The sequence below is a fragment of the Maribacter arenosus genome, from assembly GCF_014610845.1.
Taxonomy (GTDB): Bacteria; Bacteroidota; Bacteroidia; order Flavobacteriales; family Flavobacteriaceae; genus Maribacter_A; species Maribacter_A arenosus.
This window is the reverse complement of the sequence record NZ_JABTCG010000001.1, coordinates 518,892-544,014: the sequence shown is the minus strand read 5'-3', so window position 1 is coordinate 544,014 and position 25,123 is coordinate 518,892. Positions and strand designations below refer to the sequence as shown.

The 25,123-nt window shown below is 39.6% G+C and carries 23 protein-coding genes; 18 read left to right on the top strand and 5 right to left on the bottom strand.

Annotated features, from left to right (window positions below):
• Window positions 1–45 precede the first annotated feature (45 nt).
• Both HPE63_RS02430 and HPE63_RS02425 read right to left on the bottom strand, forming a co-directional pair.
• A complete protein-coding gene (locus tag HPE63_RS02430; protein ID WP_188312634.1) occupies window positions 46–183 on the bottom strand; it encodes a hypothetical protein in 138 nt (45 codons plus the stop codon).
• Between the two features lie 127 nt (window positions 184–310).
• Complete coding sequence (locus tag HPE63_RS02425; RefSeq protein WP_188312633.1) at window positions 311–1,537, bottom strand: DUF418 domain-containing protein; 1,227 nt, start codon at window positions 1,535–1,537, stop codon at window positions 311–313.
• Between the two features lie 241 nt (window positions 1,538–1,778).
• On the opposite strand from HPE63_RS02425, the gene HPE63_RS02420 reads away from it, so the two are divergent.
• The 13 genes from HPE63_RS02420 to HPE63_RS02360 all read left to right on the top strand — a co-directional run bounded on the left by HPE63_RS02420 (window position 1,779) and on the right by HPE63_RS02360 (window position 17,857).
• On the top strand, window positions 1,779–2,630 hold the full coding sequence (locus tag HPE63_RS02420; RefSeq protein WP_188312632.1) for an aminotransferase class IV: 852 nt from the start codon (window positions 1,779–1,781) through the stop codon (window positions 2,628–2,630).
• Between the two features lie 58 nt (window positions 2,631–2,688).
• Window positions 2,689–3,741, top strand: a complete 1,053-nt coding sequence (locus tag HPE63_RS02415; protein ID WP_188312631.1) for a DUF3667 domain-containing protein — start codon at window positions 2,689–2,691, stop codon at window positions 3,739–3,741.
• A gap of 183 nt (window positions 3,742–3,924) precedes the next feature.
• Window positions 3,925–4,761: a mechanosensitive ion channel family protein gene (locus HPE63_RS02410; protein WP_188312630.1), complete on the top strand. Its 837-nt coding sequence runs from the start codon at window positions 3,925–3,927 to the stop codon at window positions 4,759–4,761.
• 85 nt (window positions 4,762–4,846) lie between these two features.
• The gene (locus HPE63_RS02405) at window positions 4,847–5,578 is read left to right on the top strand and encodes a porin family protein (protein WP_188312629.1); all 732 of its coding nucleotides are present in this window, start codon (window positions 4,847–4,849) and stop codon (window positions 5,576–5,578) included.
• Entirely contained in the window at window positions 5,575–6,711 is a 1,137-nt protein-coding gene (locus tag HPE63_RS02400) for a serine hydrolase domain-containing protein (RefSeq protein WP_188312628.1), read from the top strand. The genes HPE63_RS02405 and HPE63_RS02400 overlap by 4 nt, the downstream gene beginning before the upstream one ends.
• Window positions 6,712–6,854: 143 nt before the next feature.
• Window positions 6,855–8,303, top strand: coding sequence for a membrane dipeptidase (locus HPE63_RS02395; RefSeq protein WP_188312627.1), 1,449 nt, complete (start codon window positions 6,855–6,857; stop codon window positions 8,301–8,303).
• An 86-nt stretch (window positions 8,304–8,389) separates the two neighbouring features.
• On the top strand, window positions 8,390–9,103 hold the full coding sequence (locus HPE63_RS02390) for a protein-L-isoaspartate(D-aspartate) O-methyltransferase (RefSeq protein WP_188312626.1): 714 nt from the start codon (window positions 8,390–8,392) through the stop codon (window positions 9,101–9,103).
• Window positions 9,104–9,167: 64 nt separating this feature from the next.
• Window positions 9,168–10,334, top strand: a complete 1,167-nt coding sequence (locus HPE63_RS02385; RefSeq protein ID WP_188312625.1) for a methionine adenosyltransferase — start codon at window positions 9,168–9,170, stop codon at window positions 10,332–10,334.
• A 65-nt stretch (window positions 10,335–10,399) separates the two neighbouring features.
• Window positions 10,400–11,695 carry an APC family permease gene (locus tag HPE63_RS02380; protein WP_188312624.1) on the top strand — a complete coding sequence of 432 codons (1,296 nt, stop codon included), beginning with the start codon at window positions 10,400–10,402 and terminating at the stop codon, window positions 11,693–11,695.
• A gap of 455 nt (window positions 11,696–12,150) precedes the next feature.
• Window positions 12,151–12,723, top strand: a complete 573-nt coding sequence (locus tag HPE63_RS02375; protein ID WP_188312623.1) for a DUF4251 domain-containing protein — start codon at window positions 12,151–12,153, stop codon at window positions 12,721–12,723.
• A gap of 194 nt (window positions 12,724–12,917) precedes the next feature.
• A complete protein-coding gene (locus HPE63_RS02370; protein WP_188312622.1) occupies window positions 12,918–13,328 on the top strand; it encodes a c-type cytochrome in 411 nt (136 codons plus the stop codon).
• 387 nt (window positions 13,329–13,715) lie between these two features.
• Entirely contained in the window at window positions 13,716–14,336 is a 621-nt protein-coding gene (locus HPE63_RS02365; RefSeq protein ID WP_188312621.1) for a YqaA family protein, read from the top strand.
• Window positions 14,337–14,575: 239 nt separating this feature from the next.
• Window positions 14,576–17,857, top strand: a complete 3,282-nt coding sequence (locus tag HPE63_RS02360; protein WP_188312620.1) for a glycosyl hydrolase — start codon at window positions 14,576–14,578, stop codon at window positions 17,855–17,857.
• Between the two features lie 95 nt (window positions 17,858–17,952).
• Here the strand turns inward: HPE63_RS02360 and HPE63_RS02355 are convergent, their stop codons facing one another.
• Complete coding sequence (locus HPE63_RS02355) at window positions 17,953–18,354, bottom strand: heavy metal-binding domain-containing protein (RefSeq protein ID WP_188312619.1); 402 nt, start codon at window positions 18,352–18,354, stop codon at window positions 17,953–17,955.
• Between the two features lie 308 nt (window positions 18,355–18,662).
• Between HPE63_RS02355 and HPE63_RS02350 the strand changes: the two genes are divergently transcribed.
• Window positions 18,663–19,532, top strand: coding sequence for a DUF4382 domain-containing protein (locus HPE63_RS02350; protein ID WP_188312618.1), 870 nt, complete (start codon window positions 18,663–18,665; stop codon window positions 19,530–19,532).
• A gap of 205 nt (window positions 19,533–19,737) precedes the next feature.
• On the opposite strand, the gene HPE63_RS02345 is transcribed toward HPE63_RS02350, so the two are convergent.
• Window positions 19,738–20,184, bottom strand: coding sequence for a toxin-antitoxin system YwqK family antitoxin (locus tag HPE63_RS02345; protein ID WP_188312617.1), 447 nt, complete (start codon window positions 20,182–20,184; stop codon window positions 19,738–19,740).
• Window positions 20,185–20,296: 112 nt separating this feature from the next.
• Here HPE63_RS02345 and HPE63_RS02340 point away from each other — a divergent pair, with 112 nt between their 5' ends.
• Window positions 20,297–20,833 carry a CIA30 family protein gene (locus tag HPE63_RS02340; RefSeq protein ID WP_223198026.1) on the top strand — a complete coding sequence of 179 codons (537 nt, stop codon included), beginning with the start codon at window positions 20,297–20,299 and terminating at the stop codon, window positions 20,831–20,833.
• Between the two features lie 55 nt (window positions 20,834–20,888).
• Window positions 20,889–21,254, top strand: coding sequence for a DoxX family protein (locus tag HPE63_RS02335; protein WP_188312616.1), 366 nt, complete (start codon window positions 20,889–20,891; stop codon window positions 21,252–21,254).
• Window positions 21,255–21,265: 11 nt separating this feature from the next.
• Here the strand turns inward: HPE63_RS02335 and HPE63_RS02330 are convergent, their stop codons facing one another.
• A complete protein-coding gene (locus HPE63_RS02330; protein WP_188312615.1) occupies window positions 21,266–21,613 on the bottom strand; it encodes a DoxX family protein in 348 nt (115 codons plus the stop codon).
• Window positions 21,614–21,845: 232 nt separating this feature from the next.
• Between HPE63_RS02330 and HPE63_RS02325 the strand changes: the two genes are divergently transcribed.
• Together HPE63_RS02325 and HPE63_RS02320 are read left to right on the top strand one after the other, a co-directional pair.
• A complete protein-coding gene (locus HPE63_RS02325; protein ID WP_188312614.1) occupies window positions 21,846–24,209 on the top strand; it encodes a TonB-dependent receptor in 2,364 nt (787 codons plus the stop codon).
• A 51-nt stretch (window positions 24,210–24,260) separates the two neighbouring features.
• Window positions 24,261–25,037 (top strand): class I SAM-dependent methyltransferase, encoded by a 777-nt coding sequence (locus HPE63_RS02320; RefSeq protein ID WP_188312613.1) that lies wholly within the window; start codon window positions 24,261–24,263, stop codon window positions 25,035–25,037.
• Window positions 25,038–25,123 lie beyond the last annotated feature (86 nt).

Here is a 25,123-nt window from a genome sequence, read left to right as displayed (position 1 = left end):
CACTAATATAAGATTCTTGGCAAAAGGGTAAGCACATAAACACATTTAGAATACTTCAAATACATATCCTAATAGCCAATAAAGAATAATAAACACGACGAAAAAGCCAATACAGCCGCATTTGCCACCACCAATCTTTTTAGCTCCAATAAAAGCCAGAACGCCCCTGATTAAATTTTTCATGCTTACGTATTTTAGATCTTACTTAAAGTATAAAGATTTCTTTGTAAAAAGTTATTAAGGGGTATAGGAATAGAGTCTATTGAAGATGTTGCTATTTTCTAATTTCACGACCGACTTAGCGAAAGAATCAAGCATCTACCTTGGCCTTTTTTTGTAAGGGATACCATTTAAAAAACGTGATACTCCGCCAAAGCCATTCAAAAGGTCCGTACTGGAATTTTATCAACCACCATGTGCTCAATTGCATTTGAACCGCAATAATAGCAATGGCCAAAAGAAAAATATAACTATTCCTTACTTCACCCAGATAACCCATGCCCCACCCAAAGAAGAGAAAAGTGCCCATTACACTTTGAAGAAAATAATTGGTAAGGGCCATGCGGCCATAAGGCGCAAATTTAGCCAACCATTGTTGACCGTTCGCCTTGTTGTATAGCATCACGAACAAAATAATCAAGATAAAGGTCATGGCTATATTATTGAGGTCGAACGCGGTCAATCCTGCCATGGCCGGCCAGGTATCAAAAGTTACATCTTGGCCCAATTGTATAAAAATGAGGGCGGTAAGTACCAATGAAACCACAAAAAGCACAATCGAACCAATAAGCGCCTTTTTGATCCACTTCTTATTTTCCCTTAATTTTAGAAAGAAGCCCGTTCGCCCAACAACCAAACCTAAAAGAAAATAACCAAAAGTGAGATAGCCCCTTCCGAAAATTCCCAATTGATATTCCAACTTATTTAAATGACCCATGGTCGAATTCGAAATAAATACTTCCAGTAGGGATCCGTTTTTTAGGATATTGAAATATGATAGCGTTTGTGGATCTTCGGGCATTATACCCCCTGGGCTTAGTATATTTTCCCCATGTGTCATGGCAAAAACAACATAACGGCCTAATCCTAAAAACAACACTCCTACACAGGCAAGTACCCATTTATTGCTTAATTTATAAAATGGGATAAGAAATAGGCCCAAAAGCGCATAAATGGTTAAAATGTCACCACGATAGAACATATGGTGCACCATACCGATAACCAATAAGATAATCAAGCGCCAGAAAAAACGAAGACCGAAATCCTTTCCTTGTTTTTGGGCATTATCCATTTGAATAAAAAAACTCAATCCAAAAAGAAAAGAGAACAAGGCAAAGAATTTTCCCCTTAGAAATACGCCAATGAAGACGTCGACCATAGTATCCGGAATTCCCATATGGGTAGCGGTCATCGCATTTTCAGGTATGGCCGATCCCACAAAATTTTCTACAAAATGTACGATGACTATGCCTGCAAGGGAGAATCCCCTCAATGCGTCAATGATTTCAATTCTTTGTTTGCTTGGTTTGGTTGACATCCTTTACGTTTGTTCGGTTATATCTAAATAGACAACAATTGCCATAGATAAGTTACAGTATGAGCTATTATTTATATGGATGGCCTCATTTTTTGAAAAGTACGATTTTCCTTATCAGGATTCAAAAGTATCGCGAAGGAGTTCTCGATAAAATAGGTATGACTAATCCTATTCGGTTGCGATAATTTATATCGAATAATATCAGTAGATTAGAACAAAGAATAATGAAAGAAAAACTACGATGGCCGAATATCCTAAAAAAGTATGGTTGAACGGGGAAATTTTAGATGCTGGATCGGCAAGGATATCCGTGTTTGACAGGGGTTTTTTGTTCGGTGATGGAATCTATGAGGTCATGGCCAGGATAGGAGGGCGTTTTTTTTATGAAAAAGCCCATTTAAAACGTTTGGATACCTGTCTTCAAAAGATAAAAATAGATTTTGACACTCGAATTTTGACCAAGGAGATACCCAAGCTCCTCCAAGCGTCGGACCTATTTGAAAACGACTGCCTGCTGTATATTCAAGTAAGTAGGGGTGTGGCTCCAAGAAAACATGCTTTTCCCCATGATATTCCACCAACAGTGATGATGTACGTTACACCGAAAATCTTGCCCGATATTAATTCGGTCAATGCATCCGTATCGATCATGAATGATTTTAGATGGTCCCGTTGCGATATTAAAACCACTTCTTTGCTCGGGAATGTTATGGCCAATGAATCTGCAGTTCAACAGGGTTGCTATGAAATGTTGTTCCTGCGCGATGACATCGTGACCGAAGCGTCGCATTGTAACGTGTTTTTTGTGAAGGACGGCACCGTTTATACGCATCCGGCAAATGAACTTATTTTGGATGGTATTACAAGACAAGTGGTTTTGGAATTATGTTCCCAACTTAATTTTGAAGTTCGCGAAGAAGGAATTTCAAAACAGCGAATACCCCAAATGGATGAGGCCTTCTTGACAGGTACGAGCACACAGATTGCCTCGATAAAACAAATAGACCAACATATCTATTATACAGGGGATGAAATTGGAGAGGTAACGAAAGCGCTACAACATGCTTTTCTTGCGCTTAAAAATAAGGAATGATAGATGTTTTGGATGAAAGTTTTGGAATCTTTTAATATTTTTAAACAAATACTTTGCGATGGCATCGACCAACAACTGCAAGAATTGTGAAAAAAAATTCGATAGTACCTTCAGTTACTGCCCGTATTGCGGTCAGGAAGTAGCGGACAATCTTACTTTTGGGGTGCTTTTTAGCAATACGATAAGCAATTACTTTTCAATAGACGCTCGTTTTTTTAGAAGTTTTTTTCCCTTGATTACCAGACCAGGGGTATTGGCAAGACGTTTTGTTGACGGTAAACGGGTTGCCTACTTGCATCCTGCACAATTCTACCTTTTTATCTCGGTCGTTTTCTTTTTTATCTTTTCCTTTAGTGTTCGCAAAGCTGACAATGAGATATCCCAGGCCTTTAAAAAGGGTTTTAAAAAGGAGAACATATTAGATTCCCTGCAAATTGCAAAAGACTCCGTTGGTCTAGAAATTGCGCGGAATGCCCTACAGGACAATGCCGTAATCACAGGTATGTCCGATAAAGACCTGAAAACCATCGATTCGTTAATAACCGTTGAACAAGAAAATCCAGATGTATCATTCACCTTCAAAAGAGATGCTTTAGATTCGTTGATAGCCATTGGCGCTTCAAAGACGGATAAGTTGAAGGCTATGGGGTTGAAGGAAGATGCTGGGGTATTAACCCGAAAGTTCTATGAACAAATGCTCAAGTTTTATGAAAAGCAAGGGACCGGCATTTTGAAAACTTTATACGACACCATTCCTATTGCCATGTTTTTTATGCTGCCTTTGTTTGCGTTTTTACTAAAACTATTTTATTGGAAGAGAGGGACATTCGCCCACCATGTCGTATTCAGCTTTTATTTTTTCACCTTTCTGTTCACCACCTTTTGTTTGCTTATTTTGGCCAATGCGGTCTTCGATATCCCTACTTGGTTAGAGGTATTGGTGTTCCTCTATTTTATGGTTTATCTGATGTTGGCCTTGCGAAATTTCTATAAGAGCAGCTGGGTAGGGGCATTTTTCAAGGCCAATACCATTACCTTTGTTTATTTGCTGTTCATAGTTCCGATTGCCATATTTGGGGTAATTATGGTCTCTTTTATGTTATACCAATAGCAATCAGATAACTTTTATTCAGCCTATATTATAATCATCATTTTTTTTCGGGCCTTTTTAATGGTTTTGACAAGGGTATTCCATTTGATTTTTCACAGATAAAGTTGATTTCAATATATTCCATTGTACGCTTCCCATAGGTCTAAATAAATTGTACATTTATTGTTTTGATTTCACATAATTATGCTATCATTTCAAAGTTTTTTAAATCAAGAAATCTTTAGTGTAGGCAGCTATACGCTAAAGGTGCACATGGTCGCGATGATCTTAGTGATCATAGTAGGTACCAGGATCCTATTGTGGATTGTTAAGAAAATGCTTTTTAGAAAGGCAGATATTGACGAGCATAAAAGGGGTAATGTGCAAGCAGTATACCAAATTATTCGCTATGTATTATGGTTAGGGGCTTTTGGTTTGGCTTTGGAAACCATTGGTATAAAAGTCACCTTATTGTTGGCTGGATCGGCGGCTTTACTTGTTGGTATAGGGCTTGGCTTACAGCAGACCTTCAATGATGTTATTTCTGGCGTCATATTGCTTACAGAACGCTCTATTAAAATTGGGGATGTACTGGAAATAGATAGTGATGTTGTTAAAATACAGACTATAGGAATTAGAACTTCCAAAGGGCTTAATACGGATGATATTTCGATTATCATCCCAAATTCCTTGATCACTACCAGTAAGGTCATAAATTGGAGTCACCAAAATGATAAAACACGTTTTAGGATCGATGTTGGGGTAGCTTACGGGAGTAATGTGGATGATGTAATACGAATTCTCGAGGAAAGCGCTTTTGAACATCCCGAAGTATATGATCGTGAATTGACCGAAGGCCGGCTTATGGGTTTTGGTAGTTCATCCCTTGATTTTCAATTGTTGTTCTTTAGTAAAAACACATTCCGAATAGGATCGGTCAAAAGCGATATTAGAAGAAACATCGTCCGCAAGTTTGCAGAAAACAACATCGTAATTTCCTTCCCACAATTGGATGTTCATTTAAAGCAAAGTGAAGACTGACCAATATCTACATATTTAGAGGAATTCGGTTCTAGCAACCCATGATCCATATCATTCCCTAGTGCTTTAAAGTATGCTAATTTTAATGAAATTAGTATCCATGCAGGGAAGAAACCTCATTTTTCTAAGTGCATTGTTCCTAATGATCAATGCGCCATGTGCATTTGCCCAGGTGGGGGTGAAGGTAGGTTTAGGGGTATCTGATATTGGCTTTAAAAAAGAAGGGCAAATACCCTATTTAGGTTATGAAATCAACTCCATTGAGCACAGGCTACCACTTTTCACATATCAAATTGGAATATTTACCCCGATTGAAGTTTCTGGGAAAATCGGGCTTCAACCAGAACTACTATTCGTAACCCAAGGTCTTGATTACAGCACAAACTTTTTATACGACGATGTAACTTACAAGATCAAAAGTAGCTATATACAACTTCCCCTTCTGATCAAGTACAGAACAGCAGTAAAAAAGAAAAAGCAGTCCGGGATTTTGGTGGGGCCTTATGCTGCAATAAAGCTAAAGGGAAAACGCATTACTGAAACGGAAGGTTTACGTGTAGAGACCAAAGTACCGAACCTTAAACAAACCGATATAGGGATAATTGCAGGATATGCCTTTGATTTCAAAATTGCCTCAAAAAAAATGTTGTTGGAAGTACGAACAGGTTATAGCCTTATCAATATAATGGATAGAATCGATGGTTACATACCAAGCTATGGCGGACCAAATAATAAGTATGCAAGAAACATCAGCATAACCGTATCGGCCCAGTATCAATTTACCGATTTATTAAGAAAAAAAAGCATGGAACAATGAAAAAGGTTACATCAATAGGGTTATTGGGGCTCATCTTACTGTTAGCTGTGCGCTGTGAAAAATCTGAGGATGCCTTGAATATCAATACTAATTCCGAGATTTTGAAAGAGATGGAGGCTAAAGGAATACCCTCAGTGGTAGCCTGTGTGGTAAAGGATAATCAAATTGTTTGGGAATCCGCCCTTGGTTTTGCCGACGTCTCAACATCCACACCAACCAATCGTGAGTCGTTATACACCATCATGTCGATTTCCAAGTTGTTTTTGGCTACCACCGTCATGCAATTATGGGAACAAGATCGAATTGATTTGGATACCGATATTAATCAATATCTACCTTTTGAAGTCCGTAATCCAAATTTCCCGGATAAAAAGATTACAGCCTATATGCTGTTAACCCATACATCGGGATTGGCATGGCCTGTAGACAAGGACGGAATACCAGATTTTCATCATTTCTATTATATCAATGAAGAACCCCCTTTGCTTATCGATTGGCTTCCCGAATATATTTTACCAAATGGCACCCGATACAGACCTACGATATGGAAAAATTATGCACCAGGGGAGCAGGAGTTGTACTCCAATATCGGCACTTCCTTACTTGCCTTGATCGTCGAACAAATAAGCGGGATGGATTATCGGGATTATTGTGCAGTAAACCTATTGGAACCCCTAGAAATGTATGATTCCGGTTTTTGGCTTGCAGAATTGGATGAAGGCCAATTAACAACACCATATACCGATGATAATCGTCCTATGGGATACTATACCTGCCGACATTATCCTGTTGGTTTCTTAAGTAGCTCTATTGAAGATTTTGCCCATTTCATGATTGCAATGCTCAATGAAGGGGTTTACAATGGCAAGAGGATTCTGACTCCTGAAAGTATCGATAAGATGCTTGCCGTACAAAATCCGTCCACGGGTACAGCCCTACTATGGGCACATTGCCTAGGCGACTGTGTGGGCCACTTAGGCGGAGGTACCGGATTCAGTACTTGGGCAGAATGGCACTTCAATAAAAAAAGTGGTTTATTCATTTTTTCAAATAAGGTCAACGGTTCCATAGCTCCAAAAGGAAGGATATATGAACTAGTGCGAAATGAAGCCAATAGGTACAGGTCAAAATGATATCCCTTTTCAGGGGATGGTCGTATGCTAATGCCATTCTTTGATCCTAGTTCTTTAAGCAGTATATAAAATTATAGGGGACCGCGCACAACTTTAACCCAATAATCCATAATTTTAAGGAACACCACCAAAACCTTATTCCTATGGCCGTTGAAAAAAATAACTATATAGACTTCCATTGCCATTCTGCCTTAAAACCTTATGGTAAAAGTTTTAACTACAAGCCCATCGGGAAAAACAATCCTAATCGCAGGCGAACCAATAGTATTTGGCGCTACAATCCACCTACTTTACTCGATAAGCTTATCAATTATATCATCCATCTGACCAAGTTTTCCCAGGCCAATTTTACGAGTTTGGCAAAAGGTGGGGTTTCCATCGTATGCGTTTCCCTTTATCCCATTGAAAAATGGTTTTTTGTAAATAAGATCAAGAACGAGTTTATCAATGACATTGCTTCGAATTTCGCTACCGGGGTGGGCAAAAAAAGGGTAGATGCCGTTCAGGCCTTGAACGATTATTTCAAAGATCTTGAAATGGAGTATAGGTATTACCAACAACTCGATGGTGTAATCAAGCGATTTCCTGAAGGTAAGTATCGCTATAAACTCGTTCATAACTATGACCATATAGAGGATATCAGGGTAAGGGACCAGGATAAAATCCATACGATTTGGGTCGTGCTCACTATTGAGGGGATGCATGTATTGAACCAACAAATCGACAAGGCACCAAATGAGCGGGAATTTATGGCAAATCTGCAAAAACTCAAAAATTGGGATACGCCTCCATTTTTTGTTTCCATAGCCCACCATTTCTGGAACCACTTATGTGGTCATGCCGAAAGTTTTACCAAACTGGTAAAAAAGAAAGTAGACCAATCTGAAGGTCTAGATACCGGATTTACGCCTTTGGGGATTAAAGTGGTCCACGAATTATTTAGTACTGAAAATGGCAAACGAATCTTGATCGACCTGAAACATATGAGTGTGGCGTCCCGAAAGGATTTCTATGCCTTGATCGATGCAACCCCTGCCTATAGGAATATTCCCCTTATCGTAAGCCATGGAGCTGCCAATGGCTTAAAATCTTTTGCTGAAAGAAAGCAAACAGGCTCCAAGATAGCCAACAAGTTAAACCCCGTGGATATCAATTTTTTTGATACCGAGATTATCCGGATTGCCAAAAGTAAGGGCATTTTCGGTTTGCAATTGGATGAACGCCGCATCGCCAGCAAGCAAACCCTAAAAGACACCAAACATTCGACCAAGCGTTCAAAAATCATGCATTATAGATCCGAACTCTTATGGAACCAAGTACAACATATTTTGGAAGTATTAGATCAAGAAGGCCTCTTTGCCTGGGATTGTATGGTCATTGGTTCCGATTTTGATGGCATCATTGACCCTTTGAATGCCTTCTGGACCTCGGAGGAAATGCCCTTTCTGGCCGATTTCCTGGAAAGGCATGCTTACAACTATATGAAAGATGCCAGTTTTAAGGTTGCAGGGAACAACATAAAAGCCGATGAGATCATCGAAAGGATCATGTCTTTGAACGGTACCGAATTTCTTAAACAGAATTTTAAGTAATGCCCTAATGACCAAGGTCATTTAAATCCTACTTATAAAACAATATTTTTATTGCTCCCGACCATATAATCGGAAAAGATAAAACTATGAAGCGGATTTTAGCGTTTATAATTGGCTTTCTTTTATTGCAAGGATCTACCGTATTTGGTCAAACAGAATACTTCGCACAAAGGAAGCAAATGGTAAAATGGCAATTAAAGGGCAGGGATATTTCCGATCCTGCTACCCTTTCGGCCATGTTGGATGTACCTCGGCATAAATTTGTCCCTGAGAAGATAAAAGATTACGCCTACGATGATGGACCTTTACCCATCGGAAATGGACAAACCATTTCACAGCCTTATATCGTCGCCTTTATGACCCAAGCGCTCCGTTTGAATTCGAGGGATCGTGTACTTGAAATCGGTACGGGCTCCGGTTACCAGGCAGCCGTACTCGCAAAGATTGTCGACTCGGTGTATACCATTGAAATTGTGGAGGAATTGGCCAAATCAGCAAAGAAAAGATTGAACGATTTAGGCTTTACCAATCTGGTCGTAAAATGGGGGGATGGTTATCATGGTTTACCCGATATAGCTCCTTTTGACGCTATAATGGTCACCGCTGGAGCAGATGCAATCCCCCAACCGCTCATAGAACAGTTAAAAATCGGGGGTCGGATGATCATTCCCGTAGGACCACATCATGGGATACGCCAATTGGTATTAGTCACTAAAAAGAAAGACAAGATCATCAAGAGAAATTTAATGCCCGTCCGCTTCGTACCCTTTACCCGAGCGCCAAACCCCGATAAAGAATGAGCATTATGATCACTGTCCTATGCCCGTCATATGGTACAATGCGAAATCAATAAATAATGATAAAATGGCAAATAAGATCATCATAGGAAACCTTACCGATGATACCATAGCGATGGCCGAGCGAAAGGGTATAGGCCACCCCGATACCATTTGTGATGAGATCACAGAACGTATTTCGGTTGAACTTTGTAAATATTATATCAAGGAATTCGGGGCCATAATGCACCACAATGTGGACAAGGCCTTGTTGATCGGTGGGCAGTCGAAGCCTGCTTTTAAAGGTGGGGAAGTTGTACAACCGATTTCACTGATTATTTCGGGTAGGGCCACCTCCCAAATCAAAAACAAGACCATCCCTCTAGAGACCATCGTAATTGATACTGCAAAACAATGGTTGCAGGAAAATATACGGCATCTTAATATTGAAAACCATATTCAGATTACCTCAAGGCTACGTCCCGGAAGTAATGATTTGGTTGAGTTGTTCAATCGTTTTGGCAAAGGTGAAGTTCCGTTGGCCAATGATACTTCTTTTGGTGCCGGTTTCTATCCCCTTACTAATTTGGAATCGACGATTGTTCACATTGAGAAACTTTTGAACGATCCCACTACAAAACTTAAATTCCCCTTTATAGGTGAAGACATAAAAGTGATGGGCGTGATGGGCCCTGAACAGGATTATTATACCATTGCCATAGCGGTGGTCGACCGATACATATCCGATTTGAAGGATTATATCTCGAAAATTGAAACGATAAGGAAATTTGTGGTTGCCACTTTAAATCTATCAGGGGCTAACATATATATAAATACTGCGGATGATTACCCAAAAGAAAGTATATACCTTACCGTAACCGGCACAAGTGCGGAACATGGTGATGATGGACAAGTGGGGCGTGGAAATCGTATCAACGGATTGATCACACCCTATCGCCCCATGAGTTTGGAGGCCACTTCCGGCAAAAACCCGATCAGCCATACGGGAAAAATATACAATTACTTTGCCATGGACCTCAGCCGAGCCCTAGTGGAGAATAAATTTTGCGATGAAGCCCGCGTATTTCTCCTATCCCAGATCGGGCAACCGATAAATGAGCCACAGTTCATCCATATACAGTTAAGGAATAGGAGTATTGACAAAAAAATCATAGAACATTTAGCAAAGGAAAAACTTGCCCAGCTTCCCGAATATTGGAAACGGATAACACATTTGACCCAGTTCCAATTATGATGTACCATTTTGAATCTGATAGCTACAGTCGCCGTTGCGTTCATACTTGATCAAAACCTTTTTCCATGACCGATTCCAATTCCATCGGATTTCCTACCGCCACAGCCATTGTGATTGCCAATATGATCGGCGCCGGTATCTTTACAAGCCTTGGTTTTCAACTGGTGGATACGGTAAATACATGGTCCATTCTTATTTTATGGTGCCTTGGGGCATTGATGGCCCTCTGCGGTGCCTTGAGCTATGCTGAAATCGCTACCTATTGGTCAAGATCAGGAGGCGAATACCATTTTCTATCAAAGGCCTTTCATCCATTATTGGGCTATCTATCGGGCTGGGTTTCCCTCACCATTGGGTTTTCTGCCCCGATAGCACTTTCGGGCATGGCTTTAGGTGCCTATATTGCCCCCTATCTCGGTATTTCAGAGATGACTTTGGCTGTTTTCACCATTATCATTATCAGTTTTTTCCATTCAATGAGCATCAAGAGAAGCAGCATCCTGCAAAACTCGACGACTTTCCTGAAGGTTATCCTGATTTTAATTTTTCTCTATTTTGGATTGACCCGTATTCCGGGGGCATCGACATTTCTTTTTGACAAAAGTTGGAAAGATGAATTGCTTTTGCCCGCCTTTGCGGTATCTTTTGTATATGTTACCTTCTCCTATTCGGGCTGGAATGCCGCTACCTATATCGTTGGTGAAATAAGGGACGTACGTAAGAATCTACCAAGGGCGTTATTATTGGGTACGGTAATCGTGAGTTTACTTTATTTGCTTTTGAATTATGTATTTCTAAGACATAATCAATTGGAAGACATCAGGGGTCAATTGGAAATCGGACAAATAACCGCTATTTCCATTTTTGGTCAAAATGGAGGCGAACTGATCAGTTTTGGAATTGCCTTCATGCTCATATCAAGTATTAGTGCCATGGTATGGGCCGGGCCTAGGGTGACACAAGTGATGGCAGAGGACCATACCCTTTGGAGGTGGTTTGCCCTAAAAACGAAAGGTAAGGTTCCATTAAGGGCCATCTGGTTCCAAACTGCAATAACCCTGGGTCTTTTGTTCACCGGAACATTTGAACAGGTGATGGTCTATAGTGGCTTTATACTACAATTATTTGCCGCTTTGGCGGTAGCCGCAGTTTTCGTAGTCAGGCGAAGAAATAAGTCCAAAAGAGGATTTAGGAGTCCATTTTTCCCCATTCCACAACTCATTTTTTTACTTCTAAGTGTATGGATATTGATTTATTTGGTAATTGCACAACCTTTGGAAACAGGTCTTGGTCTTCTTAACCTTGTATTGGGTTTTCTGATTTATAAATTAGATACCTACTATGCGAAAAAAGTTACTTAAAGGTGTTACCTCCTTTGATTGGGGTTAAAAAACACTTTTCATAATCCAATAAAAAGCGTCAATGCGTATATTATTACCGATTTGTTTAACCAAAAACGAATAGGCCCCAAACCCCAATTTTCACCTTAGATCTTTAGTATGATTTTTTTCAGGCCTACACTTATCGTAGCCTTGTTGGCTACCCAATCACTTAATTTTTCACAAACGAACATTCCAGAAAAGGATACCGGTTTCGCCCTTGAATTAGGTTCTATCCTTTTTTATCTATGTTCTTATTTTTAGGGGTATTACCCAAGAAAAAGAATTAACAGATTTTTCAGAGTAAAAATGTTGAAAATGCTGTAAATTAAGGGTATGTAATAGTTCTCGGGGTGGCAAGTAAAAAGGACTTGTCCGTGAAAATACCCACTTGAATTTGGGCCATATTTTAATAAGTGAACTTCAAAACAAATAGGATGAAACTACGAAATGTTTTTGCCGTATTGGCGATGTTAGCTGTGCTACTTTGGGGTTGTGGCGGAACCCAAAGTACAGCGGAAAGGGCATTAAAAACCCAACAGCTCGAATCTTTGAAAGACTTGGTGGCCACCAAGTCGTTTACCATAGATGTAAAAACTGCGCATCCTATGCAAACCCAAGCGGTTACCCGAATAACCAATGCTCTGATGCGCAATACAGGAAATAACGCCGGGCGAATAGACGTATCGGGGGATTACATAACGGTTAAGGGGGATACTGTAAAAGCTGGATTGTCGTATTTTGGTGAAGTACGGATTGCCAATTCGCTAAATCCCGATGATGCGGGTGTTAATTTTAATGGGGAGCCCTTATCCTATGAAGTTTCTGAAAATGAAAAAAAACAAACCGTAGACATCGAATTTGATATTAGGGGCAGAACAGAGCCTTTTATGGTAATCATTCAATTATTTCCCAATAAAAGGGCCGCAATATTCATTAATAGCCCCTATCGCAACTCTATACGGTATGATGGGGTAGTAAGGGCGACTGAAAATACGAATGCCCCTTAAAATAAAGGTAGCCGATAATTGCCTTGATCTTATGACTTCCCAGATTGGTTGTGGTTTATGTTTTATATAGATCTAAAACAATGACCTAATCCTTTTTTAATGTGTCTAGATAAAACAAAATAATTGGTTTAAGGAAACTATAAATATACCTTTTCACTATATTTAAAACGAAAATATTTAATACCTCAAAAAGTATGCGTTTGGTTTTGTTTTTTATTGGATTCCTCCTGTTGTGCAACTGCAAAACAGAAAAAAAATCAACAAGTGGTAATGATAACGTTGTGCCTGTTCGTGGGGAATTAAGTAGGGATTCCCAGATTTTTCTTGGCAATAGGCTATTTTCTGAAAAGACCTGTATTACCTGTCATGATGTAAACAATAAAAAAATAGGCCCTTCAGTTAAAGAGATTATGGCCATTTATAAAGAAAAAAATGGGGATATTGTGGCGTTTTTAAAAGGTAATGCCAAACCCATTGTGGACACCACAGCTAGCCAAGTGGCTATAATGCAAGCCAATATCGATGGCTTTTTAAAAGGAATATCCGATGAGGAACTGAAAACCATAGCGACGTATATGTTGCATGTCGATGAATTAAATCCCTAATTGTGTTTTTTTGGCATGTTTTTATTTCCGTATTTTAATTTTGGTATGCAAGGTAATCGGGTAATGTCAATATAGATAACGATTCTTATACATTTACCATACTATTGGAATAAACCGAATATTTTTTCTTCAATATTTTACATTTTCTATTACTAATTTGCTCCTGCTTTGCCCGTCAATTTTCTGACCTATCACATGATTTCAATGTCGATGAAATTTCAATTGTCTAATGACTATGAAGGTTGTGCTTTTGATATAGAAAGGAAAAGGTGTGGGGGATAATAGGGTCTTGCGTATATATTACTGTGGGAAATATGATAAACAATTGCCATCTTGCGATTAGTGTTATCTTTGCGCTTTTTCATTGTAATGTAGAACATAACTGCTATGGATTCAAGCTCTAAAATCAGGATTAAAAAGTCTAGGATACGATTACTACACCAATATTACTCCTATACCGGTTTTTACGCTTTTGTGAAATCCAGTTTAGGAAAATTGATCATACCGATTTCGTTGTTCATGATTGTATTATGGCTTGTTCATATTCTGGTTATTGATTTTAATGATTTATTCACATCGATTACAACTACCTATGATCCCATAATCATATTAACCATTTTTTTTGCCTCTGAATCCTTATTGGGGTTGGTTCCCCCTGAAATTTTTATCGCATGGGCCGATAAAACGGAAACGCCCATTTTCTATTTATCCATACTTGCCATGTTATCCTATTTAGGAGGTGTTTTTTCCTTTTTTGCTGGTAAGGCAATTTCAAGAATGCCATCGGTATATGCATATCTTGAGGTAAAAATGCAAAAACATATAAAGATGATCCGTAAATGGGGAGGGTTTCTAATAGTGGTTGGTGCCTTATTACCAATTCCATTTTCGATGACCAGTATTGCGGCAGGATTGATACAATATAGATTCAGAAATTATCTCTTGTTCGGATTGTTACGATTTGTACGTTTCTATTTGTATGCGGTGGTCATATTCAACGTCTTTTAAAAGTACATTGGTAAGGCCGGTTTTTTAGAGCTAAAGGAAGGTGATATTTTTGACAAAAGGAACATATACCAGGTGCAATTTAGCTTCACAATGATTCAATTCCACGAGTAGCTGCTAATAGAGTACTAGTATTTAAAAACGACATTAAGGTCAAAAATTCGTTTTTAAAAAGATTTACTTTCTTATCTTTGAATAGCCTTATTTCGATGGGCAAATTCCTATAATAAATACATTCCAAAATGTCAAAATCAACTTTAATTACCCTATTCATTCTGTGTTTAGGCCTTCAACTAGGTCATTCCCAAAAATCAAAAAAAGAAACCAAAGAACCGCTAGACGAACTTTCCATCAGTGGACTTGCATGGCGAAATATTGGTCCGGCTATTACGTCTGGTAGAATTTCCGATATAGCGGTCAATCCCAACAATCCGTTCGAATATTATGTGGCAACTTCTTCAGGTGGTGTTTGGAAAACCGATAATTCCGGGGTATCCTATTCTCCTTTGTTCGATAAGGAAGGGTCCTATTCGATAGGTTGTGTCACCATGGATCCTATGAATACCAATATTATTTGGATAGGAACCGGTGAAAATAATAACCAGCGCTCCGTAGCCTACGGAGACGGCGTCTACAAATCGATGGATGGCGGTAAAAGCTGGGAAAATATGGGTTTGAAAACATCGGAGCATATTGGAAAGATTATTGTACATCCTGAAAATTCGGATACCGTTTATGTAGCGGCAATTGGACCACTATGGAGCAAAGGTGGAGAACGGGGTTTGTACCGGACTTTAGATGGCGGCAAAACATGGGAAGTGGTACTCGCTATAGACGAGCATACGGGGGTAAACGACATTGTCATGGATCCTAGAAACCCGGATGTCCTTTATGCATCGACCTTTCAGCGTAGAAGACACGTTTATACCTACGTAGGGGGTGGTCCAGGTTCTGGAATGCATAAAAGTACCGATGGGGGAACCACATGGATAGAAATCAATAACGGCCTACCAACCGTAGAATTGGGTAGAATAGGATTGACCATTTCCCCGGCCAACCCTGAGATCCTTTATGCCATTGTCGAAGCTGCCGATAATAAAGGGGGAGTATATGCTTCTACAGACAGGGGGGCGAGCTGGGAAAAGCGGGGTGACCATACAACCAGTGGAAATTACTATCAGGAAATCATTGCAGATCCCATTGATGAAAACACCTTATATTCAATGGATACCTGGATGTCGGTTAGCCATGATGGGGGTAAGACCTTTAAAAACGTTGGGGAAGATTATAAACATGTTGACAATCATTCCATGTGGATCAATCCGAACAACAACGAACATTGGTTGGTTGGATGTGATGGGGGTATTTATGAAACGTTCGATGCCGCCAAGACATGGGATTTCAAAAAGAACCTTCCCGTTACACAATTTTATAAGGTAGCCTTGGATAATGATGCGCCCTTTTACAATGTATATGGGGGAACCCAGGATAATTTCAGCCTTGGAGGACCTTCAAGAGTACTTACCAACCATGGTATTACCAATAGCGATTGGTTTATTACCAATGGCGGTGATGGCTTCGAATCCCAGGTCGACCCCAATAATCCAGATATCGTTTATGCCCAATCGCAATATGGCTTTCTAGTTCGATATGATAAAAAGAGCGGTGAAAAAATAGGTATCCAACCCAAAGAACGAAAAGGTGAAGATGCCTATCGCTTTAATTGGGATGCCCCTTTGGCAGTAAGCAGGCATGCCCCAGGCCGATTGTACTTTGCCGCGAACAAACTTTTCCGTTCCGATGATTATGGCAATAGTTGGAAGGTAATCAGCGATGATCTTACGCAACAGATCGACCGAAATAAATTGAAAGTATATGATCGAGTAGTGAGTATCGATGCCGTGGCGAAAAATGGCTCCACCTCTCTTTATGGAAGTATCGTAGCCTTATCGGAGTCGCCTATCGATGAAAATCTAATCGCTGTAGGCACCGATGACGGATTGGTCCAAATTACCGAGGATGGTGGGAATACCTGGAGAAAAGTAAGTGCGATTCCCGGCGCCCCTAAACAATCCTATGTCAATAGCGTGTATTTCTCAAGGCATAATGCCAATGTGTTATATGTCGCTTTTAACCATCATAAATATGGGGATTTCAAACCTTATATCTTTAGTTCCGCAGATAAGGGTAATACGTGGAAAAGTATTTCTTCCAACCTACCGGAACGGGGAAGTGTCTATACTATCGAGGAAGATCACGTTGATGGGAATTTGATTTTCTGCGGCACGGAATTCGCGGCATTCTTTTCCCCAAACAAGGGACAAAGATGGAAAAAACTTGGAGCCGGATTGCCTACTATCGCCGTCCGCGATATGGCCATCCAAGAGCGGGAGAATGATTTGGTCCTAGGGACCTTTGGTAGAGGCTTTTATATTTTGGATGATTATTCGGCCCTACGGACCATTAAGAATGTAGCTCCAACGGAAAATGCAGCAATCTATCCTGTGCGGGATGCCTTATTATGGGAAGAAAGCAGTCCGTTAGGATTGCCCGGTAAGGCATTTCAAGGCGATAATTTCTATAGTGCCCCTAATCTTGGGCCCGAAGCGATGATTACCTATTACTATGGTGAAGATTATAAGACCTTAAAGGAAAAAAGAACCAAGCGGGAAGAAGATTTGATCAAGGACAAAAAAGATACCTATTATCCCAATTATGAGGCCCTCAAGGCTGAAAAAGAGGAGGAGGAGGCCCAGCTTCTTTTTACCATAACGAATGCAGAAGGTATGGTTGTTAAAAAGGAATTCAAAAAACCGGCCAAAGGGGTACATCGATTCCATTGGGATTTACGATTTACCCCCCAAGACCCCATAGATTTGAGCACGCCTAGCTTCTATAACCCGTTTAGGGGTAAAGATGAAGGCACCTTGGTTGCCCCGGGAACCTATGCCATAACCATGCAATTGGTTGAGAACGGAATCCTGACCGATTTGGCCAAACCAGTGGAATTTGAGGTTAAAGCCTTGGAGAATACCACCTTGCCCGCAGAGGACAGGAATGCCAAAGTCGCTTTTCAACGTGATGTTGCCCGATTACAAGCCGATTTACAGGTATGTGAAAGAATTATAAAAGAAAGCAAGGATAAACTCAAATATATTAAAGCGGCCATAAAACGTTCCGAACAGCCTTATGGAACCCTTGCCAAATCGGTTTTGGATATTGAAAATAAAATGAAGGAAATAAATACTACGCTATATGGGGATCCTGTTAAATTTGAGTTGGATATACCTCAACCGCAAACCACTTCAAATAGAATTGGAATTATGGGCTATGAGCAAAAATATTCCACTTCGGCACCGACTAAAACCCATAAAGACAATTATGTCATTGCCAGGGCCGAGATCGATAACATTAAAAAAGAGGTGGAAACTATTTTCAATGTTGACGTTAAGCAGTTGGAGGATCGATTAATAAAATCGGGAGCTCCCTATACACCGGGACGGGGTTACGAAAATAAAGAGTAAGACAGTTACGGAATTTAAAGTTTATACGTAATAAAGAAAGAGGCTGGCTTTAAAGGCCAGCCTCTTTTCATTCGTGCTCCAGCATAAGCAATAAGCTACGAATGTACTGGGCAATTTTCGCATTTACAATCGTTACCCTCGCAGCTACACTCGCCACCTTCGTGCATTGCGCAGACCTTTGCTTTTGCGTGTTCCTTGCAATTCTCACATTTACATTTATCTCCTTCACAGCTACATTCGCCACCTTCGTGCATTGCGCAGCTCTTCATTTTTAATCCCCCAACAGCTTTTAAGTCCATTTTACAAACGGGACAAGTACCAGCCTCCTTATAGGTTTTACCATCCTCGCAGTCCATGGGACATTGATATGATGCCGATGCGTGTAGTTCGGTATGGGATTCTGACTTGTTCCCAGCTTTATTGTCTTTGCACGAAACAAAAAAGAGGAATGAAAAAGAAATAAGAAATAGGGATAAAGAGACAGCTTTGTTTTTCATATTAAAAGTTTTTTCAAAAGTATCATTTATTTTGAAAGTTCAAAAAGCGGAACTTGATGCAATAATCACTTAGGACAAATATTACTTTGATAAAGCATCCTTTCTTCGGACTTCCTTGTTAACTGAATTTCTGAAATCCTACACGAGTCAATCAAACTATCTAATCTGCTTAAAAGGTGTAGTTCACCGAAAAAACAATAAAAAAAAGATTTATAGGTAGGGTTTGGACATTTTGGGTTGTTAACAAACTACACCTTATTTTAAAAAGTTGAGAAACCTAGTTAATACTAATAATTAAATTAAAAATAATGAAAACCAGATCCTTATTTGTTTTGTTACTTACCACCTTGGCACTTGTCTTTAGTTGTTCCGATGAAAATGATTTAGGTAATCAAACAGGAAAACTTGTCGTTCAATTAACGGATGCACCTTTTCCACACGACCTGGTGGCCGAGGCCAACGTGACTATTTTTAAAATCGAAGCTCGTTATAAAAAAGATGCCCTTGAGTCCGACATGGAAGCTATGGAGGAAGGGGAAACCAGCCCTTTCATAGTGTTAATGGAAGAAGAAATACAGGTAAACCTTTTAGAACTTACAAATGGGGTTACGGAGACTTTATTGAACACGGAAGTTCCCGTGGGCACTTATGATCTTATCCGGGTTTATGTAAAAGGTGTCAATATCGTTCTTACAAATGGTGCAACATTCGACTTAAAAGTTCCTAGCGGCGAACAAACGGGAATCAAAATATTTATTAAACCAGGACTTATCGTAAATGGAGGTCTGACAGCTGAATTATTACTTGATTTTGACGTAAGCAAATCCTTCGTGGCCAAGGGAAATAGGGACGCGATTTCAGGCTTCAACTTTAAACCGGTCATAAAGGCCTGTAATAAATCTACTACGGGCACCCTAATGGGCCTAGTGACAGAGAGCGTGGAAGATGTAGTTGTTGGCGTAGAAGGTGCGCAGGTAGCTATTTATGCCGATGACATCTTGAGTACCACGACGTTTACAGATGTTGACGGAGGATATATGATCATGGGGCTCGATGCAGGTTACTATCGCGTGGAAGTTGAAAAGGAAGGCTATGAAATGCAGGCTATTGAGGATATTGAAATTATGGTAGCCAATAAAACCGTGAAGAATTTTGAACTTACGGTCGTTGAACCATAGAACAAAAATTAAATTAAACATAAAAAAGGCGGAAATGTAACTTTCCGCCTTTTTTTTTGCCCAATAATATTAGCCCCCGATGTCTTTTGTTGCTTTGAGGTTTTGATTTACAAATGCTCAAGCATGACTAGGACATATTTTATCAAAGACTGAAGTTGGAATATTCGTTAATTAAAACAGCTAATTGGCGAAGCTCTATGCATAACTATCGCGTGTAGGTCATTGTATGCACGAGATTTCCTTTCAAATCGTAATACTTCCATTCTCCAATGGGTCTTTTCCAATGTAGGTATTGACCTTTGGATTTTACAAGACCGTTTTCATAATAAAACGTTACAGGCCCTTCTACGCGGTTTTCCTTGTAGGTGCCTTCACATTCTTTTATGCCTTCAGGATTGAAATCGACCCACTTACCATTACCAATACCATCTACATACTCTTGCATCGTCTGATAATTTCCATTATCATATGTACCGTAGAGAATGCCTGTAAATGGAGTGTTTGTTCCTGTTTTATAATAAACAGATCCTAATTTATAAGCCTTTTGGTAGGTATCACTCATCAGAACCATTTCCTGACTCTTTGATATCGTTTGTGCCGTGGTGATATAGTTCAATAAAACAGTAAGAATAAATGTGAGAAGAATTTTCATTTTTAGATGATTAGAATTAAAAACATGACCTAAAATACCGTTAAATTTTTTATGTTCTGTTAAGTATTTGTTATTATTGTTTAATATTTGTAAAATATATTTAAACAATTACATGAAAGTGGTAGTCCTTTTATTGTTTATTTTCATTATGGACCAAGACAATACATTACTTATTGCCGATTTTAAGAATAAAGGAGACATCTCTGAATGGTATGTTGTGGACGATGGTGTTATGGGAGGGCTATCCCAAGGAACCTTCACTAGCACCGATTTAGGCAATGCCCTTTATACCGGAACAGTGCGCACGGAAAACAATGGCGGATTTTCATCCGTACGTTATGGGTTTAGCACCAAGGGTGTTTCCAAATACCTATTTGTTACACTAAGGATAAAGGGTGACGGAAAGTCGTATCAATTTCGGATTAAAGAGGATCGTTCACAACGCTACTCGTATATTACAACTTTTAAAACCTCAGGAGGATGGGAGACGATAAAATTGCCCTTAGCTACGTTTTATCCAAGTTTTAGGGGGTATTCATTAAACAAACCTAATTTTTCTAGTGATAAGATTGAGGAAATTGCGATATTGATTGGTAATAAAACCAAAGAGTCCTTTTCACTGGAAATCGAAAGTATATATTTGGAGTAGCACAGGATAAATGAATTTAAAGAATAAACAATTATTAACCTAAAAGAACCAAGACATGAACTATTTCACAATTGCTTTGCAATGTATCGTGGCCATAAGCATTCTCAATGTATGGCTTATCCAAAATAAAAAGCCCACGCAATGGCGCGGAGGGGGAGCCACTACAATCATCGAGGAGTTTAAAGTGTATGGCCTTCCTGTTTGGATGTGCTACGTTATCGGCACTTTAAAAGTAATATTGGCCTTAGGTCTTTTGGCTGCTATTTGGTACCCCGTCCTTAAACAGCCTTCGGCATTGGGTCTTGCCTTATTACTACTAGGCTCCATTGCAATGCATTTGAAAATTAAAGATCCATTAAAAAAGTCCTTTCCGGCCTTCTTGTTTTTAATCATGTGCTTGTACATTGCTTTTGGCGTTTAAAATAGGTGAAGTTAAGACTTCTCCAAGAGCATAATAAACAAGATTGCATTAAGAACCGCATAAATCAGCGAAGGTGCCGATTGAATGAAGGAATCCCTGATTCTTAATCGGACTAAAAATCCTAAAAGCATTAAAATGGAAAGTCCCAATGCGGCCAAAGATTGAACTAGGGGGGAATATACATAGCCTAATAACAAACCCATTGCTCCCAGAAATTGAAGGGCCCCAACCGCAATTCTTGAATTTTCAAGGCCATATCTTATAAACTCAGATTTCATTTCAGAAGTGTATAAACTGGCTGCCCCGAAAAACAGAAATGAAAATCCAGAGAAAAATGTCAATAATGTGGGTAGACTCATGAATTTGCGATGGTTTTAAATTTTGGGAAATGTGTTCAAATAAAGGATAATGATTCAATCTCGTATAATAACAAGGGATCATCAAGTTAAGGATACATTATTATTCCCAGTGGCATCCAAAGATCACTTTCAAATCGTTTTTAAATTCCTTGATTTTTAACACCTTTTTATAGGTTTCAGCGCTAACCAGTCTAAATATTTGTTTCATATTTGTGTAATATACTTAAACAAAATGAATTTCAAAATAAGAAAGGCTTTATTTTGCCTAATTTTGATCCTGACCGCAAATATTCTTGCTGCTCAAGTGACCACGACCATCTATGGAAAAGTATTGGATGAGTTCGGAGAACCGCTATTTGGGGCTTCCGTTTTTTTAGAAGGAACCCAACTAGGCGCTCAGTCCGATTTTGAAGGTAACTATAAGATTTCTGGGGTCGTCCCGGGTTCATTTAATCTTATCGTGAATTATTTGGGGTACGAACCCCAAACAAAATATAACATTATTGTCCGTTCAAAGGGCACGCCGACTTATAATTTCAAACTTCAAGAAGCTACCCAAGAGCTCGATGAAGTCGTAGTTTCAAACGCTACTATTATCACGCGTCCTAAAGAAACCCCGCTCTCCACTCAAACCCTCTCAGCCGTGGAAATCGCTACATACCCAGGCAGTAATAATGATGTAGTTCAAGTGGCACAGACTCTTCCAGGGGTTTCACCCTCTATAGGAGGATTTCGAAATGACCTAATTATTAGAGGTGGGGCGCCGAATGAAACGGTATACTATTTAGACGGAATGGAAATTCCGAATATCAATCATTTTAGTACCCAAGGTAGCGCTGGTGGTCCCGTTGGACTCATCAATGTATCGTTTATAGACAATGTAACTTTATCAACTTCTGCTTTCAATGCTCGTTATGACAATCCGCTATCCGGAGTATTACAATTTCAGCAGCGCAATGGAAACTCCCGAAACTTTAACGGAAACTTTAGAGTAAGTGCCAGTGAAGCCGCTTTGACCCTTGAGGGGCCTTTGTTCAAAAATGGGGGAGAGGAGTCAACAACTACATTTTTGGCTTCGGTACGCCGCAGTTACCTCCAATTTCTGTTTCAGGCCATTGGTCTGCCCATAAGGCCAGACTATTGGGATTACCAGTATAAAATTAACCATGAGATCAACGAATTTAATAGTATTACCCTTTTGGGTTTGGGTTCTATCGATGATTTCTCGATAAATCCGCCGGAAGATTTTGACCCCGAACAACAGGCACAAGTAGAACAGGGACCATTTATAATACAACGAACCAACACTATGGGCGTAAGCTGGCGCAATCGTTTTAAAAATGGAAATGGTTTTATGCAGACCACCTTGAGCAACAACACCCTAAACAATGATTTTACCCGTTATGCGGACCCTGAGAACGAACAAGGCATTATTTTTAATAACGACGCCCGTGAATCAGAAACCAAACTGCGTTACGAGTTGACACAGTTTTTTGAAGATTGGAAGTTGACGTCAGGTTTCAATGTGCAACATTCCGATTATACCAATACAACCATCGATGTACGTAACAACTTGACTTTTGATACGGCTATCGATTTTATAAAATATGGATTGTTTACCAATGCAACGCGGTCATTTTTTGATAATACGCTGGATGTTTCCTTGGGATTTAGAATGGACGATGATAGTTTCACCGAAAATAGGAGCCTATTAAATACTTTTTCACCACGTTTTTCGGCCTCCTATGAATTCGCCCCTGATTGGCGATTGAACGGCTCCATTGGGCGTTATTTCAAATTGCCTCCTTATACCATTTTAGGGTTTAGGGATACAAATAATGAACTTATCAACCAGAATGTCGATTACACCCAAAGTGAACATGTAGTGTTAGGGTTTCAACACTTTTTTACCCCATCGAGCAATATTTCATTTGAAGGGTTCTATAAGCGTTATGAGGATTATCCAGTTTCTGTGCGCGATGGTGTCTCTTTGGCGAACAAAGGGGGCGGATTCGAAGTATTGGGCAGTGAACCTATTGAGACGGTGGGCAAGGGCCGTAGTTATGGCACAGAGCTACAGTTTCAACAAAAACTATCGAACAATTTCTATGGTATTTTCTCGTACACTTGGTTTTATAGCGAGTTTACCGGTTTTGATACTGATGGGTATTTACCTTCAGTTTGGGATAGTAGGCATTTGATTTCATTTGTTGGGGGCTACAAGTTGAAGCGCAATTGGGAATTAAGTTCAAGATACCGTTTTGCAGGCCGCACCCCTTTCGTCCCAACGGATTTGGATGCCACATTGGCCAACTATCCTGAAGTCGTTTTAGATTATGCTAGATTGGGAGAGGAAAAATTAGCTATTTTCAGTCAATTGGATGTAAGACTGGATAAAAAATGGAATTTTAAAAAGTTTGCATTCGAATTGTTTATAGAAGCACAGAATATATTAGGGCAGAACACACCAAGTCCGACCGATTTCGGCCTAAATCGAGATGATATGGGCATGGTAATACAACCCCAAAGCCTTGTGGCCATTGAAGATGATGGGGGCCAGATTATACCTAGTTTAGGTATTGTCATCGATTTTTAAAAACGAACAACAGGTAGTAAGATGTCATGTTGTTATCATCAATTAAAAAAAATGAACAAAAGCATTTTATCCTTCATAGCTATTAATCGTTTTAATCATTTGTTAGGTGTCAAAAAAGTGGTGCGTCTCCTATTTTTGTTTCTATTGCTAACCCCGCTCTTTCCATGCACTGGACAGGAGTCAGCCTCCTACGGGAAGTATACCTATGAAAAAGGCGATTTAAATGGCATAGGCAAATGGTATATGGGACGTGAAATTGCCCATGTAATGGGTTTCCAAGGAATAGACTGGCTCGAACGTACCGAACGCGAAGCCGAGGAAAACACTGCTAAACTACTCCGTAATATGGATATTCAGGCTGGTGAGACCATAGCTGACATTGGTGCTGGATCAGGGTACCATGTATTCAAGATGGCGCCCTTGGCTGGCGAAGGTCTAATTTATGCTGTAGATATTCAAGATGAAATGTTGGCAGCATTGCGGAATAAAATGCAAAACGCAAAGCATAAAAATATAGCGCTTATCAGAGGAAGTGAAAAAAATGTGAATCTACCTGAAAATTCGATTGACAAGGTATTGATGGTCGATGTATACCATGAGTTTGCGTATCCCTTTGAAATGATAGCTTCCATAAAAAAGGCCCTTCGGCCAAATGGAAAACTTTTCCTTATCGAATACCGTGGGGAAGATGATAGCGTCCCAATTAAAAGACTTCATAAAATGACCAAAGCCCAAGCCGTAAAGGAGATGCAGACGGCAGGCATGAAATTGCAAGGGAATATCAACAATCTCCCTTGGCAACATTGTATGGTGTTCGTAAAGGAATAGATTGGAAGCCCAGGAATCGCTGAGGGCTGGTTCAATGCTTATAATTATCACGCACGGATTATTGGATATTTTGGTGTTTCAGATGA